Genomic DNA, 18,686 nt, shown 5'->3' on the forward strand with positions numbered 1-18,686 from the left:
GCAGCACCTTAGTCACGGGATTGGGAGGAAGCGACCCCGACGGGTCGATCGCCTCTTACACGATCAACACCCTGCCCTCACCAGACCAAGCCGTCCTGTTTTTAGGAGATCCAGCCAACGGTGGCGTTGCGGTGACACCCGGCCAAGTCCTGACTCCAGCACAGTTACAGCAACTATTTTTCTCCACGACGGGCAACTTTACAGGAGCCAATTTCACTTACAGCGCTACAGACAACACCGGTGCTATCAGTCCCCCTGCTACCGCTACTGTGGCGGCTATCTTGCCGCCAGTGGCGCCAACGCCCACACCAACGCCGGCATCGCCGATCGTCTCAAATCCGATCGGAGAACCAGATACCGACTGTTTGTGTCAGCCCCTTATTGAAAAACCGGGAATTAACTTTGCGCCCCCGCAGCAACCGCCCGCAGTGGGATTTGTCCGGCCGATTTCACAATTTTCAGAGGGACAAACCACCAAAGGAACCGACGGCGATGACTTCATCGTAGACACCAAAGGCAACCAAAAAATCGTCGGTTTTGAAGGCAACGACCTGCTTTTAGGTGAAGACGGCGCGGACGAAATTGACGGAAACGAAGACAATGACACGATTTTTGGGGGCATTGACACCGATATTGTTTACGGAGACGAGGGCAACGATATCGTATTCTCCGGCAAACAAAACGACTGGATTGCCGGCGACTTAGGCTCTGACTCCCTGTTTGGAGATCAAGGTGCGGATACGATTCTCGGAGACACCGGGCAGAGCAACTCCCAGAGTCCTGACGATGCTCGCGATTTGATTTTCGGAGGCGAGGGTGCAGACCTGATTAACGGCAACGAGGGCGACGATACCATCCATACCGGCAAAGGTGACGATATTGTCCTTGGAGGTAAAGAAAATGACCACCTTTGGGGCGAACTTGGCTCCGATACCTTGTTGGGTGGCATCGGCGACGACACCTTGTTGGGTGGCATCGGCGACCAAACGGCCAGCGACTCCGAGGGACGCGACTTGCTGTACGGAGGCTTCGGCAACGACTTCCTCAACGGCGAACAAGGCAACGATACGCTGGTTGCAGGCAAAGATAACGATCGCGCTTACGGAGGTAAAGGCAATGACCTGATCTACGGTCAATTAGGCTCCGATACCCTCTACGGCGGCGAAGGAGCCGATACTCTGCTCGGCGATAGCGGCAGTTTCCAGTCAATCGGGGATACCGGCGAACAAGACTTCATCTTTGGCGACAACGGCAACGACTTCATCGGCGGCGGCCACGGTAATGATACCGTGCAAGCAGGTAAAGGCAATGATTGTGTTTGGGCGGGCAAAGATAATGACCTGATTTGGGGCGAGTTCGGCTCTGATACCCTTGTCGGCGACAGCGGCGACGACACCATGTACGGCGGTACTCGAAGTCGAGTTCAAGATGTTGGCGGCCAAGACTTGCTCTTTGGTGGCATCGGTGCTGATGTGCTGTTCGGCGATGAGGGTGACGATACCATCAGTGGCGGTGAAGACAACGACTTGATTTACGCCGGCAAAGCTAACGACCTCATACACGGAGATCAGGGTGACGACTTGATTTACGGCGGTGACGGCAGGGATGAACTCTGCGGTGGCGAGGGCAACGATACTATCTATGGCGATCGTGCTGATAACCGGGCTGTCTCGGTGGGCGCAAACGACCAGCAAGACTGCATCAACGGCGGTGACGGCGATGACTTGCTCTACGCCAACGAAGGCCAAGATACTATCAACGGAGATGCTGGCAGCGATACTCTGATTGGTGGTAAAGATAACGACCTTCTCAATGGGGGCGCTGGAGATGACTGGCTGTTTGGCGACTTGGGCGAGGATACTTTAATTGGAGGTATTGGGTTCGATCGATATGTGTTAAGTGCTGATGGCGGCATTGATACTGTCATTAACTTCGAGGTAGGCGTCGATAAGTTGGTTTTGACCGACGGCCTGAGTTTCCAGCAGTTGCAATTTAGCGCCACTCCCAACGGTACGTTGCTGCGCGTAGCAGGAACCGATCGGGTTTTAGCAAATCTGGTGGGGGTTAACGGGGCGATCAGCTCCTCGGATTTCCTATCAGATATCTTGCGCTTTGAGGGTTAGAATTGGCGGCGAAAGTCTCCTGTTCTGCCGAACAAAACGCCACAGCAGATCCGAACTTCTGTGGCGTTCCTCCCAATACTCAATCCGGGTTAAAAACTTTGTAGCACTCGGCCCTTGACCTCGTTCTTACAGTTGCCTTTTGTCCCTCTCTAAAATGCTAAAAAATAAGGGTGTATTCCAGCCGGATTTGGTATAATATCAAATCAGTTAGCCTTGGGATTATTCATAAATCTCTTATTATCGGCGTGAATCAGCGTCAATCCATTGTCATCGGCGGTTAATAAATTTTCTTTTTTAAACCGCCGATGTGGGCAGATAAACACAGATTAACGCAGATGAATTCGATTAATTCCTGTTGCAGCGTCCGTGATTTTTGGCTTGTTTTTACGCGCGATGAGGCTACCGGAGTTGATATAACTTTGTATGGGGTTTTTCAGGTGTTCCCAGGTGCACAAGGGTTGGTAACAAATAGTGTTTACTAGCAACTAATTTTATTGTGTTTTGCGATCGGGCTTAAGAGTGAACTAAAATTAATCACTAATTCCCCATTCCCATTCCATTGATTCACAATAGAAGGAAAGAAGAGCTATTTTTTCCTTTTTCTTGGCGAATCCCCAATTCCCCACGATCAATTCAAATACTTAGCTTAGGATAGCGAAATCTGCTTGCGTAAAAACAGGCGGCGCGGCTGGCCCAACAGCCAACCAGTCCAATTCCAATCCACCTGTTGCAAGCGATAGCCGGCCTGATAGTACAACTGTCGCGCTGGGTGATTATTTTCCAGAACGTGGAGGTAAATCTCAGAAAATCCCCATTCTTTGGCTGTCTCCTCGCAGTTGCTGAGCAATTGTTGAGCAACCCCTTGCCGCCGGTACTCCGGGTGAACGGCTAAATTCGACAAATAAGGATAGTCAGAATTAGGGATTTGCCAAGGAAAGCGAGAACGTAGGGCCATTTCTACTGTTCCTGCCATGCGCTGATCTCGGTGCGATCGATAATTCTGCGTTCCCTCCTCGCGCGAGACTAGCTCAGCAACCAGACAAATGTAATGTTCTGCCTTAGAACGCAGTCGATTTTTTAAATCTTCGTAAATGCCCAAACGCAACACTGGATACACCCATTCTACAAACCCCTCGCGGGAGTGAAAGCTCATGGCTAAAATATCAGCTAGCTGCGTTAAGTCGTTGGGCGCAGCCACCCGGATCGAAAAACCCGAAAGTCCGGGAGTTTGTTGTTGGTGAGATGGTGAGGAAAAAAATGAAGGATTCACAATGCCAGGCCACTATATTAATTTTTTTACGAGCGTTTCTAAGCTACCCTCTTAGAAAATTCACTGATGTTATACTGATCTTATAACGTAACTTATAGGCATAGTTTATTAGCCAGATTAAATTACATTTTTTGCTGCTTGACTTTAAGTAGTATTTGAGGTAAAGGGAAAATTTTTAGCAGTTAATACTCTAGTTATGAAAAAATAAAACTCATCCCCTAATACTAGATTGGTGGATAAGCTATTTGGCCTTTAAATTGAAGCTTGATCCCTGGCTTTCGGCCGGCATCACAAGAGTTTAAGTAAACAGTAGCTTACAAATTAAATGCGCGACAGCTTAGCGGGCAAGGTATTAAAAACAATCACAAAGGTTTTAACTTGATACTCCCCAGCCCGCTCAGGGACGGAGATTCTTGAAGAGTCCAAATACGAACCTTCAAAGGCGAAATCAAAGCGCCTCTACTGACTCTTTTAAGGCATAACCCTAAAGTTGCCGCTACTTTTCGCAAAATATTCGCCGCACCGTTGCAGTCTGCATTGATTTTGCTTCCATCTTTTGAACGATACAATCCGCGATTAACGCGCTTCCCAGATTCTTTCCACCCTTCAGTTTTTTCACCGAACTTAGGCAATTCATCCGAATCTAAAAAACTCGCCTTACTCGTATAGCTTTCTTCGGTTTCGATAAACCGAATGCCATATTGTTCGCAAAGTTGGGAAATCCTATCTTTCAATCGAGCGGTAGGAATTTGCACCAAATTTTGATTTGTTTTGCTGCCAAGATTAATCTCTTGACGCATTTCTTTATTCCAGCCAAAAACGACTGTGCCTATCTGATTTTCTAGGCAGTGTTTCAATATTAATCTAGCCGCTTTGTTAACTGCATCTCTGACCTGCCTGTTTCGCTTCTCTGTAATATCCGCCAATCTCTTAGACCAAAAACCTTGAGGTCTATGCTCTTTAATCGCTGCAACTCGCTTGTTATACCATTGATTTAATGATTTTAGATGCCGTCCATCTACGATAAAACTTGTTCCCGCATTGGAAACACAAGTTAACCAATTATTCAACCCTGGATCGATACCCAGAGCTTTGCTGACATCTAATTCAATCGCTCTTGACTGAAGTTGGTAGACAAACTCGGCATAAAATTGTCCATTTCTTGGCAAAATACGAATCTCTCTAATTGTCTTGTAGTCGAGATTGGACGGCATCGGCAAATAAAATTCACTAATTCCAAACCACAATTTAACCTTACTGCCTAATGGGAACCTCAATTGCCCATTCTTTAGCTTTACGTCTGCCTTTGGGAAGGTCACAAGCTTTAAGCTGTTTTTGCGGTATTTGGGTAGTCTAGGATGTTGCGTTACTGTGCCACTTTTGATTCCCTTGAGCAATCCAATATATGACTTGAAAGATTCCGCAACACTGGTCAACGTTTGTTGAGCAACATGGGAATACAGCGCTTTGAAATGAAGATTTTCCTTGAATAATTTGTGCAAGTCATACTTGCCGGGAATCCTCCCGGTCTTGAAATACAGTTGTCGAGAGTAGTAAGTCCCGCAGTTGGCTAGTTTGTTCGACTCTTCGCATACAAACTCTAGAACGCTTCTTAACTCTCGATTTGGACTAATTAAATTTTGCTGACATCCATAGCTAGACATTTTTTTGATTCTCAATGTACTGCTTGATTACTGAAATAGGCGCACCGCCAACAGTCGCAATAAAGTAGCTATTCGTCCACAGGGTTGGCAATCGACTTTTTAACCAAGGAAATTCTTGACGGAGATATCTGGAAGAGCGTCCTTTCATGTATCGAATTAGCTTGGCAATTCCAAATTGAGGATCGCACTCGACTAAGAGGTGAACATGATCTGGCATTACTTCCATTTCTATTAATTCACTGTTAAACTCAGTCGCCACCTCTAACAATATCTCCTTTAAACGGGCATCGACCCCCTCAACTAAAACCTTGCGACGATATTTCGGACACCACACAATGTGGTACTTGCACGAGTAGACAACATTTTTATTTGATTTGTAATTAACACTCATAGTAGAGTTATACAGCACTAATCTGCATACTACACTAATTTTGCCTTAAGAATTGTTAAATACTGAAGGCGGTTGAAACCGCTACCGACTTATCCCAATGTCTAAAGCCAGGGGCCCGGCGGGCTCGTTCTTCGGTCAGGTTCCCGGAATCCTACCGCTCTCTGCTTAGGGAAATACCCGATCGAATATAATTTATCCGTCAAGCGGTAGTTGAAAAACTCAACGACTGATCAGACTAACACCGGGCGCGCTGGCGCGTCGGATGTTCCCCGCCGCCCCCCGGCCTGGCACCCCAGCTTTCAGCAGTTCTGGGCTATCCATCGCCCGTCCCCGATCGAACCGGTCTTACCTGTTGAGCTACTGGGTACTTTTCCAACGTCCAATTTAAATTTGGATGGCTGGAAACAGTCTGCAGGCGTTTTCCCCGTCGGTTCGATACTCTGCTGCGCGCGAGCGAGACCTTCAAAACCTCGATCGAGCTGATTCACCCTGCCCAAAAACCGATACCAGCCACCGACACTCGTCGGGGACAGATCAAAATTTTAGACCCTAGTTCAAGCTCCGCGATTCATCTGTGGAGTAAATCTAAAATCTAAAATCTAAAATCTAAAATCGACTGACCGGTTTCCACAGAGTACATCCCTAGCTAAGATTAACAGATGGATGCTCGATCTTGCGGTGTTTCGCCACAGTAATTGGCTTGGGCGTTGGTCTGCAGGAGGCACAAAAAATGCCGAGATCGGGGAAAAAAGTGCAAGTCTAACTAAAATGGTACAGCAATTGCGTCACTCCCACAGACACCTCTGTGGTCTGTGGGCCACCCCCGAATATCAGTCAGGGGCTCGGCGCCGGATTGTGGTCGGTATCCTTGGCTGACTGTTAAAGTTGCTGTTAATTGTGGGAAAAAACACCGGCGAAGATGTTGGTTGTCTATTGTATCTTGCTGCGGGCAGCTTTCACATACCAAATAAAACACTCCCCGGAGCCAGGCTCAAACATAATTTTGGCAAATCAACTCACAATCAGGACGGTTATTCCTATGTATTCTGAGATATCCAGACGGCAGTTAAAATGATCCGATTTGTGTTCGCTCTCCTGCTGCATAAAGGTAAGGGGTGAAACAAAATTATCTATCGGGAGACGAGTTTATGTGAATATCATTAAATAATAAAATTGGGGTGCACGACAGATAACTGTGGCTCAGAAGAATTCCGAATTGAAAACCCAGACATCAAAAATCAAGGTTGATGCTTGCCTCGGCCTACTCACAACAACTTCATATCCACGAATTATTGTGATACCATTTTCCCAAAATAATGGCCCTCTAGGCAAAATCCCAATCCTTATGTCATCAGTCATTCGCAATCGAAAATCGAAAATCGAAAATCGAAAATGGTATGACTTCAGCAATTTAAATCGGCGAATTCTTCCTTTGATCAGACTTATTAAATCGAACAGCCCCGGGGCACAGGAGAACGGTGCATGAATTCCCAAGAAAATCCTAAGCTAAAAATTCTGATCGTCGATGACGAACCGGATAACCTCGACTTGCTTTACCGCACCTTCCATCGAGACTACAAAGTGCTCAGAGCCGAATCTGGCCCCGCTGCTCTCGAAATTTTGGCAAAAGAGGGAGAAGTAGCGGTGATTATCTCCGACCAGCGAATGCCAAAAATGAGCGGTACGGAGTTTCTCAGCTTGACGGCGGCTCAATACCCCGACGTGATCCGAATTATTTTAACTGGCTATACGGATGTTGAAGATTTAGTTGAAGCTATTAACGCTGGCAAAGTATTCAAATACGTTACAAAGCCTTGGGATGCTCAAGAGCTGATAAATCTTGTCAGTCAAGCTGTTGAGACTCACAATCTTCTGAAAACGCGCACCAATGAACTGCGCCGTGCTTTGAGCCAAGAATCGCTGCTTTATGCCGTTACCAATACTATCCGATCGGCTCCCAATTACCAGCAAATGCTGCAAAGAATTGTGGAAACTGTCGGGCAGATGTTTGAGGTGAGTTGCTGTCTGCTGCGGCCGTTCCAAGACGGCCGGGTGGCCGATGAGTGGTTCGTTTACCAGAAGGCCGAAACTAAAGGGTTGGGGGGCGATGAGGAAGTCACGCCCCCAGATGATTCTGCTGCCGAACTCTCCCCGGATTTGCTGCCGGATTTGGTTTGGGAAACTCTGGATGTGGAGGTGATTCAAGATGCCCAAACTGACGATCGAGTTTTAAACTGGGATAATAAGCAGCGACAGCAGGCTTACGAAGCTGCGAATATTCGATCGAGCTTGATCGTACCGCTGTTTTACAAAATGGAACTGATGGCAGTCTTGGCGCTGCACCAGTTTGATCAACGGCGCCAGTGGCAAGACCACGAGGTACAGTTGGTAATTACGGTGGCAGACCAAGCGGCTTTGGCGCTTTCTCAAGCCCGGGCTTACGAACAGGTGCGGGCGCTGGCCAAGCGCGAGGCATTAGTCAATACTATTACTACGGCAATTCGATCGAGTCTCGATCCCCAAAATATTTTTGCAGCCATTACTCAACAACTCGGCCAAGCTTTGCAAGTTGACGGCTGCGCCCTATCTCTGTGGACAGAAGATGATGAATACGTCCAATGCGTGGGGCTATACGACACAGATAGGGATACCGTGGCTGTAGAACAGGGTTTTATTGACAATCCAGAGCTAGTTGCGAACTCTATGGGCTACGAGACGGCTTCGGACGATGCTGCTGCTAACACTCGCGCCTGGGTTTTTGCCCATCCTTCTTTGCCACAGTCTTTGGTGCCGATTCGGGGCAATCCGCTGTTGTTGCAAGTTATGCTATCAAAAGAGCCGGTGGCGATCGAAGATCTCGACGAACACCCTGAGTTAAATGTTACAGAACTGCAAGTGCGATCGCCAGCCCGCGCCCTGTTAGTCGTTCCCTTACTCTCAGAAGGCAAAATCATCGGCAGCATTTCCCTGCGCCAAAATCACAGCATCCGCCGCTGGAACATCTCAGACATTGACCTGGCTCAAATAGTCGCAACTCAAGCTGCTCTGGCCGTGCAGCAGTCGCGCCTCTACCAGACTACCAGACAGCAGGCAGAACGGCTTCTGGAAGCCGATCGGCTCAAAACCGAATTTTTCCAAAATATCTCCCACGAGTTCCGCACGCCTCTAACTCTAACTATCGGCCCTCTAGAATCAGCTTGCAGGCGCAAAGAAGACTTGCCCTACGAACAAGCCGTAATCGCTTTGCGTAATTCCCGCCGCCTCCTGCGCTTGGTAAATCAACTGCTGGACTTGCAGCGGCTCGATGCCGGACGCATGCAGCCGAGTTTCCGCCCCTGCGATTTGGTCGGTTTCTGTTACTCTACCGCAGAGTCGTTCCGCGCCTACTGCGAGAAAAAAGGACTGCACTTAATTACCCAACTGCAAGAATGTCCTTTACTTTATTTGGACTTGGAAAGATTTGACAAAGTTATTTACAACCTGCTATCAAATGCTGTTAAATTCACCCCAGAAGGCGGAACTATCACCCTGAAAGTTGAATCAGCGGGCGCTCACTGCTTGTTGCAAGTAAAAGACACTGGTATCGGCATTCGCACCGAACAAATTCCCTATTTATTCGAGCGGTTTCACCAAGCCGAAGGTTCAGCAAGCCGTTCCTACGAAGGCAGCGGTTTAGGTTTGGCACTTGTCAAAGAATTAGTCGAACTTCACGGCGGTCAAATTTCAGTTGAGTCAGTTTACGGCGAAGGTACTACTTTTACCGTTTGGCTGCACTTTGGTTCGACTCACTTGCCCCCGGAACAGGTACTAGAAATACCTGCGGAGTTTCACTCATCGAAAGCTGCGGTGGAACTGGCAGATGTGGAAGCGGATTTGTCGGAAAATGAGGCCGAAAATCATAACTTTGAGCCGATCCAACCTGTCAGATCAGAAACAGCAGTGGGAACGGTTTTGGTAGTTGACGACAATCCCGATTTGCGATTTTATGTGTCGGCCATTCTGCGAGATGCCGGCTTTGCAGTTTTGCTCGCGCGCAACGGAGAAGAAGGATTTGCCGTGGCTAAAAAACGTCGCCCTAATTTAATTATAACGGATTTGATGATGCCTTTGATTTCGGGCTTGGATTTGATTCGGATGATTCGAGAGGATGAGGAATTGCAGGGAACTCCGGCAATTTTGCTGACTGCTAAAGCCGACGAAGATACTCGAATTGAAGGAGTAGAACGGGGTGCGGATGCTTATTTGTCCAAGCCTTTTAACGATCGAGAATTGTTGGCGGAAGTGCGGAATTTGATCGCCCTCAAACAAAATGAGCGCCGAGTGCAGCAGTTGAACAGTTATTTAACTGAGTCGGTGCTGCGCCGATTTTTGCCGCCGGCGATGGTGAAGGCTGCCGCGGCTGGAGATTTGGCCTTGGATTTGCGCCCGGAACCGCGATTGATTACTATTTTGTTTAGCGATATTGTCGGTTTTACTCAAATGGCAAATACGCTGCGCTCGCGCCGGGTAGCTGAGCTGTTGAATGAATATTTGGCGGCAATGACTAAGGCTATTTTTGACAGTGGCGGTACGGTGGACAAGTTTGTGGGAGATGCGGTAATGGCTTTCTTTGGCGCGCCGGAGGAACTAACGCCTAATGAGCAAGTACGCCGCGCTGTGGCTGCTGCTGACCAAATGCTGCGAGCTCTGAAGGAGCTTAACAAGGGCTGGTTGGAGCAGGGAATTGTTGGGGAAAATGGCGTGCCTCCGGTGCGGTTTCGCTGCGGAATTCACCAGGGTACTGCGGTGGTGGGGATGTTTGGCGGCCCTGATCGATCGGATTATACTGCGATCGGGCCGAGCGTGAATATTGCCGCCCGCTTGCAAGAGGTGACGGAACCAAACACGGTGCTAATTTCGGCGGCGGTTGCAGATTATGTTGAGGAAAATCGCATTGTTAAATATAAGCCTTTGAAACTAAAGGGAATTGATGAAACGGTATTGACTTTTTTACTAAATTGTGATTAGTCATTAGTTGTTTGTTAAGTATTATATGTTGATATCCCACACACAATCTCGGAAACAACCTATTCGTAAATACAGCCTATTTCAACTGAGTGAAGTACATTCACCCCACCCGCCCCAAGGCTGTTTAATATCGATTCCGGTTGCACCGGAATCGATATCAATTGTTTAATCTTTAATCTAAAATTTACAATCGACTCACCAAATTTCAAGATTCCAAATGGCGGCTGGGGAGTCAACTATAAAATCTAAAATCTAAAATCTAAAATCTAAAATTGACTGACTTTCCTTAATCAATTGTTTAATCTTTAACCTAAAATTTACAATCAACTCACCAAAGTTCAAGATTCCAAATGGCGGTTGTGGAGTCAACTCTAAAATCTAAAATCTAAAATCTAAAATCTAAAATCTAAAATTGACTGACATTCCTTGCGTCCATCTATCAAAAGAGGGACATTTTTTAACCGTTCGTTGGCGGATAACATCTCTCTAGAGAACGGTTCAGCCGATCGCTCCGATCGAGTAAAAATAGAATGTCATATCTGATTGTGTATTGTATGAAACTGAATTCTTTTACGAAACGGCTTTCGACTGTCGGGCGCTGGATGGCTACAACTGTGCTTTGCGTGTCAGCGATGGCCTTCGTTTGGTCTGGTGCGTTCTTCTCCAACACCGCAGCAATGGCATCTCCTGGTGTAAACTTGATCGCAGCAGCAGATGCGGGCGATGCGGTTCAAGAAAAAGCCAGCAAAGATGCTGGACGAGCCAAGAACTTCATCCGAGATACAGAAGAGAAGGTTAAGGAAACTGCCAAGACAAATGCTTCTAAAGTCGATCGAGCATCGGAGGATGGTAGTGTCGTAGAGCGCAAAGCTAAGAAAGATGCGGCCACAATTGAGAAAAGAGCATCGGAAGATTCAGCTCGGACTCAGAAAGCAGTAGATAATACCAAGAATGCTGTCGAGAGCGCTGTTGACAGCATCAAGGGTGTTTTTAGCAAGTAGACAATAAATAAGTAGGTAAGCGCAAAAAAACAATAATATCTTGCAGGGGCTTGTAGGGGCGACTTTAGTGCTTATCTACAGTAAGGGCGAGTCGATCGTTGCAGAACCCGCCCTCTCCCCAAGTAATGTTTATTTGTACTTACTTACTTGAAACTGAAAGATTGATGTAGATTGACCAATATCTCTAGACGGCTCCTGTAAGCGACCCCAAGCCCTTATTTAAAATTGTCGCAAAAAGCGCAAATCGCTAGCATAAACCCGGCGAATGTCGTCGATTTCATAAAGTACCATTGCGAACCGCTCGACTCCAAAACCGGCTGCAAACCCAGTATACTTTTCTGGGTCTAAACCCACTCCTTTAAGAACGTTAGGATCGACCGTTCCGCAGCCCAAAACTTCCAGCCATTTGCCGTTCCACTGCAAATCAACTTCGGCCGAAGGTTCCGTAAAGGGAAAGTAACTCGTGCGGAAACGAATCGGCAAATCTTGCCCGAACATTTGCCGCAAAAACTCTTTAATTGTGCCTTTCAAGTCAGTAAATGTCAGACCTTCATCAATTGCTAAAAGTTCAATTTGGTGGAAGACTGCCGCGTGAGTAGCATCGACAGTATCGCGGCGGTAAACGCGGCCGGGAGAGACAATCCGAATCGGCGGTTTGTGCTGTTCCATGTAGCGAATTTGCACTGATGATGTCTGAGTCCGCAGTAAGTCGCCGCCTGGTAGGTAAAATGTATCTTGCATATCCCGCGCTGGGTGGTCTGGCGGTGTGTTCAGCGCCTCGAAGTTGTAATAATCAGTTTCCATTTCCGGGCCGTTGGCGACGGTGTATCCGAGGCCGACAAAGATATCCAGAGCGCGGTCTATGACGGCGTTTAAGGGGTGAACGCGGCCTTGGGGGCGAAAAATCCCCGGCATGGTGACATCGATGGTTTCTGAGGCTAATTTGGCTTGGATTTGGGCTGTTTGGAGGGCGGCGCGCTTGTCTTCTAAATCTGCTTGCAGGGCTTCTTTGACTGTATTGGCGATCGCACCTACTTTGGGTCGCTGGTCTGGCGACAGTTTGCCCATCATGCCTAAAATTTGAGAGAGTTGGCCTTTTTTGCCGAGGTAGCCGAGGCGCAACTGTTCGAGTTGTTCGAGGGTATTGGCAGTGGCGATCGCACTTTTGGACTCTTGACCGAGGGTTTCTAGTTGAGTTTCAATGTCGCTTAGCTGGACAGTCATTTTGATTTTAGATTTTAGATTTTAGATTTTAGATTGATGGCAGTTTTGGGCCAAGTTGAGTTTACCGCAATTTTGGCTCTACAGCTTGTTGATTTTAGATTTTAGATTTTAGATTGATGGCAGTTTTGGGCCAAGTTGAGTTTAGCGCAATTTTGGCTCTACAGTCTGGTTGATTTTAGATTTTAGATTTTAGATTTTAGATTTTCGGCAGTTACGGATAATTTGTAATAAGTAATTCGATGTTAGAGCGATCGCCCTAGTTGAATCTAGTTTAGTATTGTTATAAGGCCTATAAAAATTTCAATGAAACTTTTAATTAGCAACGACGACGGCATCTTTGCACAAGGCATCCGCAGCCTCGCCAACGCTCTCGCCGCCGCTGGCCACGATGTGAGTGTAGTTTGTCCCGACAGAGAGCGCTCCGCTACCGGCCACGGCCTTACCCTGCACCAACCCATCCGCGCCGAAATTGTCGAATCTATTTTTGAGCCCGGAGTCCAAGCTTGGGCCTGTTCGGGTACTCCCGCCGACTGCGTGAAACTTGCTTTGTGGGCTTTACTTGACAAACCGCCGGATTTTGTTCTTTCCGGTATCAACCACGGGCCTAATTTAGGCACGGATATCATCTGTTCGGGTACGGTTTCGGCAGCAATGGAAGGAATTATGGAAGGTATTCCCAGCATTGCTTTCAGCCTCGCGAGCTTTACTTCGCAGGAATTTGGGCCAGCGGTGGATTTCGCTGTCACCTTGCTGGCACAGTTGGAAAAACAGGCAATGGCCAAACCGATGCTGTTGAATGTCAATATACCGGCAGTCACACAAGCAGAAATTACCGGAGTTGCGATCGCCCGTCAAGGCATTCGCCGCTATTTCGACATATTTCAAAAGCGCACTGATCCGCGCGGCAAAACTTATTATTGGCTGGCTGGCGAATTGTTAGAAGATGTAGAAGAAATCGCCGATTCGGCGGTGCCGCATGATATTCCTACAGATGTACAAGCTATTCGCGACAACAGAATAACCGTAACTCCCTTGCAATATAATCTCACCTGTGCTCCAGACTTGCACTCGTTGCGGGATTGGCAATTTGAAGGTTTTCCCAAGCATTGAGCTCCGATCGACCCGATTGGAGCGGTAAACTAGGAATTAAGGAAAAGTGCCTCTCAAGGTCTATACCTTAAGCGTTAACACAGGCCCCCAATTACTTGTTAGTTTTTTTTACTCAAGAAAAACAGTTATGAACGCTCCCACCTATAACACTCATTCTGTCACTTGCCCGATCTGCAACCGTTCCAGCGTCGTAGGCCCAGTCGGGATGGTCAGTGGACTATTCACTTGTCCCCACTGCCATTCTCATATGGTAATTAGCTGGAGCGGTCATTTTGTGCGCGATCCTTTTAGTCTCAAACAACTGACGGTAGGAAAGATGCTCAGGCGCGAGAGCAGGCCGTTAGCTCGGCTTCAGCGGGACTTTGGGCTGGGTAAGCCTTTTCCGCTGATTGCTATTTTGGGCAGTGTGGTCTTTTTCGGGTGTGCGATCGCCGCTACGGAACAATCGCTACCCCGACAGAATTCGCTTCAAGGATTTTTAGAGTGGGTGAGCGGAACTGGTAATTCCCAAGATGTCTCACGTTAACATTTCTTAAAAAAGATTCTGACAGATACTGCGTGCAAATATCTAGTCCTTTAGGTAGAAATCACACTATTTTAGCAATTGCATCCCTCTTGAGCTACGGGTAAGCACTTAGACGGGGTACCCTTCATCGTGTGCCCAAAAACGTCAAAACCCCAGTCCGGCAGGGGTTTTAACCCCTGCCTCAAAGCTCAAGTCGGGTGGGCGTAAGTCTCACGAGGGTGTTTGGGGTTAAGTTGACACGTAGAGCACTTTTCACGTAAGTAGGTACGAGCTGTAGGGACACGGAACTGACCTGTCCTAGCCCTTGTAGGGAAACGGCGCCGTGCCCATAGGTGTCAACTTAACGTGCAACCGATAGTCCGACAGGGGTTGAAACCCCTGCCTCAAAGCTAAAGTCGTCTGAAGACGACTAATGAGTTTTTCAGTCCTCTTTGATAGGACTTTAGCTATAAGCCCCGTGGAATTTATTCCCTGGCGAAGAGTGCGGGGTGAGCGGGAGGAGTGGCGGACTAAAAGCTTAAGTTGACACGCCTCGGACACGGCGCCGTGTCCCTACGGCGCTCGCCGTAGGGGTGTACTCAATTTAGAAACTCAGCAATTTTTCTAACTGCTGCTTCCAAAATTGCTGGCGACTCGACTAAGGCAAATCGCACGTAGCCTTCTCCTGATTTCCCGAAACCGGCACCGGGGGAAGCTGCGACTCCTGTACTCTGTACTAGGTGAGTGCAAAATTTCACGGAATCTCCGGCCCAAGGTTCCGGCAGTTTCGCCCAGACGTACATTGTGGCCGGGGGTACGGGTACTTGCCAGCCGATGCCCTGTAGCGCGTTTACAAAGGCATCCCGCCGTTTTCTGAAGGTTTCTACGCTGGTTCTGACGGTATCTTGAGGGCCGGTTAATGCGGAGATCGCTCCGTTTAAAATCCCTCGGTATTGGTTGAAGTCCACTGCGGCTTTTACCTGTCGCAGCGCTGCAATTAGTTCGGCATTGCCGATCGCATATCCGACTCGAAAACCTCCCATACTGTAGGATTTGGATAGTGTAAAAAACTCGATCGCCACACTCTTATCTCGATCCGCCTGAAATATTGACGGTGCCATCAATTTGCGGTTTTCCTCGATCCCAGAGGGCGGGCACGGGGGCACCGCCCCTACGGAATCGTCAAACACCAAATCCACATAAGGGAAATCGTGAACTAAAACCAGCCGATGTTCTCGACAAAAAGCCACAGCTTTCTCAAAAAAAGCAACCGGGGCGATCGCAGTTGTAGGATTGTGAGGATAGCTCAAAACCATCATCTTCGACTGAGCAAGCACTGCTGTCGGAATATCTTCAAATATCGGCAAAAACGCATTTTCTGCTAATATCGGCATCGGATAAATTTGCCCGCCTGCCAAATGCACACCGCCCGCGTGGGAAGGATAGCCCGGATCGAGCAACAAAGCAAAATCTCCAGGGTTGAGTACAGCTAAAGGCATATGCGCCGTGCCTTCTTGGGAACCAATTAACGGCAGCACTTCTGTTTCTGGATTGACTGCAATCCCAAATTTTTGCTCGTACCAAATGGCTGCTGCTTCCCGAAAATCTCTTGTGCCGTTAAATAGCAAATAGCCGTGAGTGCTGGTGTCGGACAGAGAATGTGCGATCGCATCTGTAATGTGAGCAGCCGCCGGCAAATCCGAAGAACCCAGAGACAAGTCAATCACATTTTGCCCCGCTGCTCTAGCTTGAGCTTTTGCCCGATCCATATCGGCAAATACATTAAATTGCAGTGGTTCTAAACGTTTAGCAAATTGCATATTTTCTATAGTTTTGGGGAATTTTAAGGAATATTTTTATCGGATATCAATTATTTTTTATATGGCATTTTTATTGACTTTGTGATTTTTTTTTAGTAACCGCAGAGAGCGCAGAGGGCGCAGAGTCAGAGAGGAATATCGAGGAGAAAAGAGAGATGTTAAAAAAATATTTGCGATTTCTATAGTTGTAAGTTGGGAGTTGGAAACTCCCGAATCATTTCCAAACTTTATAAGTGAGCGTCGAGCAAACCGACCAAAGTTTGTTTAGTAATAGCTCCCTCGTGAGACAGCACTACTTCGGCATTTTTAAACAGCCTGAGAGCTGGGACTCCTTCTACTTTATACTGCTTGACAGTATTAGGATTGGGGTCTATTTCCATTTTAACCACTTTCAGCCGATCGCTGTAGTTGGCCGCCACCCAGTCTATCGAAGGCGCGATCAGTTTGCAAGGCCCGCACCAAGTAGCCCAAAAATAGGCAAGCACTGGTTGCTCTGCTTTCAGGACTTCTGTTTCAAATTTTTCGTCGTTAATGACAATTACACTGTTGCTCATGGTTCTGCGATTATTTTTTCTATTTATTTCTAAAGCACCGGCGGGGGTGAAACTTGCACCAACTTAGAAGACAGGCCCAAAAAACTGTTACTAATTTTAAAACATTCTGCGAATTATTGAGTAGAAACTAAGGACTCGCGACTGATGGCTAATTCTGTATGGCGTTTAATTCCACTGTTGTCGGCGTCTGGTAGCGTGCAGATGGCGATCGACCAATGGCTACTGGAACAGCATCTAGCTGGCAAACATCCGCCAACTCTGCGATTTTACACTTGGCAACCGACGGCGATTTCCTTGGGCTACCACCAGCGCCGGTGGCCGGAGTTTTGGCAGCAGTTGTCTTGGCAGGGAATGCCTGTGGAGTTGGTGAGGAGGCCCAGCGGCGGGCGCGCTGTGCTGCACCAAGGGGATTTAACTTATGCAGTTGTGGCGTCGGGGTTTGGAAGCAGCCGTATGAAAGCTTATCAGACTATTTGCGAGTTTTTGATTGAGGGTTGGAGGGCGATGGGTTTGGATTTGCACTACGGGGAAGCTGGAAGGGGTTATATTCACAATCCGAATTGTTTTGGTACTGCGACGGGTGCGGATTTAGTTACCGCTGATGGTTGCAAGTTAATTGGTAGCGCGCAATTGCGACGGGGTGATGCTATTTTGCAGCACGGTTCGATGCGTTTGCAGCCGGATGTTTGTTTGTTTTCTCAAGTGTTTGGGGAGGAATTAATTCCTGTGCAATTACCTCTATCTGAAGGGGGAGATGATTTGATTGCCACTGTAATTGATGTTCTGAGTGCGGCGGCTTGTCGCTGTTTTGAGATTGATTTGGAGGTGCAGCCACTTTCGGATCGGGAATGGCAGGATATTTTGGAATTAACAAGTAATAAGCTGTTTCACATTTAACCTCCATATTTGGGGGCGGGCTTTACTGCCACCTTTTGGGAACAGCCAAGATGGCCGTTCCACAAGAGATTTTTGGAATAATTATTGTGGGGGATGTCAAAAAGTCGGCCGCCTTTTGGGAACAGCCAAGATGGCCGTTCCACAAGAAAGAATTTTTATTGTAGAACAGCCATCTTGGCTGTTACTGATACAAGTTAAAAACTTGTACACTTCTTTTTATTAAAACTCTTCTAGCCCGTTGCTCTAACGTTGCCAAAAAAGTTAAATTTATATGCAGTACAGCTTATGGCTGTGGCTGAGTTTGAACGATCGGCTCTTTGGCAATTTCGCCCAATGTCACTGAATCCAGCAAGCTTTCCCAATCAGTTTTGAGCGCTTTATCATTAGGTTGATCGCGGCGAGCGGCAGCTAGGGTGCTGAGGGCATCTTGCCAAATCCCATTTTCAGCATAAATAACGGTTTTCTGGCGCGGATCTGCCGCATCTAATTCACGGAGGATATCTGCACTCAGTTCAACTCGACGCACAATACCTTTTGCTACGGCATCTGCGGATCTGTCCTCACGGTCGCACCTCAATACAATATACCAAAGGTAATTTTTGCCTGCTTCCAAGGGCGGCACATTCTTATTGGCAGGAATACTAACGCTCATCACTCCTGGTGAATTCTTAATTTTTAGGGTAGTTTCATATATGAAATTCTCGTTTTCATCTACTAGGTAAAACTCGGCTTGCGCTTCGTAGAAGTCTAATTTAGGCAAGTAGAAAAAGAATACAGGGTATTGCGAAACAGTCCGTCCGATTTTACTTTTTGGTACTAATGCTGTTAGCTTTCTGTTACCTCTAGCGTCGCATGTAAGTCCTGCCGGGGTCCCGAATACTCGTCGAGAGTTCGGTGACGACAAATTATCTTCAGTAGGCTCAACGAAGCGCACCCTTCCCGGTTGAGTGATTGGCTGACCATCTACGTTTGGAGTCGGCTGTCCCACAACGGTTAATTGGAAAGCGTTAAGTGGGGCGATCGATAATATTGAGCCAACTGATGTCACATTTAAGAGAAACTTAGTGAGTTTTTTAATTTTTTAAAATATTTTGTCAATTAGGGTTCTATGCGTTTACAG

At 47.4% G+C, this 18,686-nt stretch carries 13 protein-coding genes; 6 read left to right on the forward strand and 7 right to left on the reverse strand.

Translation table 11 applies throughout. The annotated features are described in order from the left end of the window. Nucleotides 1-2,123: calcium-binding protein (locus QUB04_RS18100; RefSeq protein WP_333286410.1), on the forward strand; the 2,123-nt coding region annotated here is incomplete at its 5' end. Nucleotides 2,124-2,769: 646 nt separating this feature from the next. Here QUB04_RS18100 and QUB04_RS18105 read toward each other — a convergent pair. The 3 genes from QUB04_RS18105 to tnpA form a co-directional block, all read right to left on the reverse strand. Continuing rightward, entirely contained in the window at nucleotides 2,770-3,393 is a 624-nt protein-coding gene (locus QUB04_RS18105) for a GNAT family N-acetyltransferase (RefSeq protein WP_333286412.1), read from the reverse strand. Nucleotides 3,394-3,755: 362 nt separating this feature from the next. Further along, nucleotides 3,756-5,057, reverse strand: a complete 1,302-nt coding sequence (locus QUB04_RS18110) for a transposase (RefSeq protein WP_333286414.1) — start codon at nucleotides 5,055-5,057, stop codon at nucleotides 3,756-3,758. Next, nucleotides 5,050-5,448 carry an IS200/IS605 family transposase gene (gene tnpA / locus QUB04_RS18115; RefSeq protein ID WP_333286416.1) on the reverse strand — a complete coding sequence of 133 codons (399 nt, stop codon included), beginning with the start codon at nucleotides 5,446-5,448 and terminating at the stop codon, nucleotides 5,050-5,052. The genes QUB04_RS18110 and tnpA overlap by 8 nt, the downstream gene beginning before the upstream one ends. A gap of 1,482 nt (nucleotides 5,449-6,930) precedes the next feature. Between tnpA and QUB04_RS18120 the strand changes: the two genes are divergently transcribed. Both QUB04_RS18120 and QUB04_RS18125 read left to right on the forward strand, forming a co-directional pair. Continuing rightward, on the forward strand, nucleotides 6,931-10,455 hold the full coding sequence (locus QUB04_RS18120) for a response regulator (RefSeq protein ID WP_333286418.1): 3,525 nt from the start codon (nucleotides 6,931-6,933) through the stop codon (nucleotides 10,453-10,455). A 554-nt stretch (nucleotides 10,456-11,009) separates the two neighbouring features. Continuing rightward, complete coding sequence (locus QUB04_RS18125) at nucleotides 11,010-11,456, forward strand: hypothetical protein (RefSeq protein WP_333286420.1); 447 nt, start codon at nucleotides 11,010-11,012, stop codon at nucleotides 11,454-11,456. Nucleotides 11,457-11,675: 219 nt separating this feature from the next. Here QUB04_RS18125 and pheS read toward each other — a convergent pair whose 3' ends face one another. After that, nucleotides 11,676-12,680, reverse strand: a complete 1,005-nt coding sequence (gene pheS / locus QUB04_RS18130; RefSeq protein ID WP_333286421.1) for a phenylalanine--tRNA ligase subunit alpha — start codon at nucleotides 12,678-12,680, stop codon at nucleotides 11,676-11,678. Between the two features lie 303 nt (nucleotides 12,681-12,983). Between pheS and surE the strand changes: the two genes are divergently transcribed. Further along, nucleotides 12,984-13,790, forward strand: a complete 807-nt coding sequence (gene surE / locus QUB04_RS18135; RefSeq protein ID WP_333286423.1) for a 5'/3'-nucleotidase SurE — start codon at nucleotides 12,984-12,986, stop codon at nucleotides 13,788-13,790. Nucleotides 13,791-13,917: 127 nt separating this feature from the next. Beyond that, on the forward strand, nucleotides 13,918-14,316 hold the full coding sequence (locus QUB04_RS18140; RefSeq protein WP_333145690.1) for a hypothetical protein: 399 nt from the start codon (nucleotides 13,918-13,920) through the stop codon (nucleotides 14,314-14,316). A gap of 578 nt (nucleotides 14,317-14,894) precedes the next feature. Here the strand turns inward: QUB04_RS18140 and QUB04_RS18145 are convergent. After that, nucleotides 14,895-16,115, reverse strand: coding sequence for an LL-diaminopimelate aminotransferase (locus QUB04_RS18145; RefSeq protein ID WP_333286425.1), 1,221 nt, complete (start codon nucleotides 16,113-16,115; stop codon nucleotides 14,895-14,897). A 227-nt stretch (nucleotides 16,116-16,342) separates the two neighbouring features. Continuing rightward, entirely contained in the window at nucleotides 16,343-16,669 is a 327-nt protein-coding gene (locus QUB04_RS18150; protein ID WP_190740071.1) for a thioredoxin domain-containing protein, read from the reverse strand. A gap of 144 nt (nucleotides 16,670-16,813) precedes the next feature. Here QUB04_RS18150 and QUB04_RS18155 point away from each other — a divergent pair, with 144 nt between their 5' ends. Further along, entirely contained in the window at nucleotides 16,814-17,566 is a 753-nt protein-coding gene (locus QUB04_RS18155; protein WP_333286427.1) for a biotin/lipoate A/B protein ligase family protein, read from the forward strand. A gap of 283 nt (nucleotides 17,567-17,849) precedes the next feature. On the opposite strand, the gene QUB04_RS18160 is transcribed toward QUB04_RS18155, so the two are convergent. After that, a complete protein-coding gene (locus QUB04_RS18160; RefSeq protein WP_333286429.1) occupies nucleotides 17,850-18,614 on the reverse strand; it encodes a DUF928 domain-containing protein in 765 nt (254 codons plus the stop codon). Between the last annotated feature and the right edge of the window lie 72 nt (nucleotides 18,615-18,686).

Source organism: Microcoleus sp. D2_18a_B4, from assembly GCF_036702475.1.
Taxonomy (GTDB): Bacteria; Cyanobacteriota; Cyanobacteriia; order Cyanobacteriales; family Microcoleaceae; genus Microcoleus.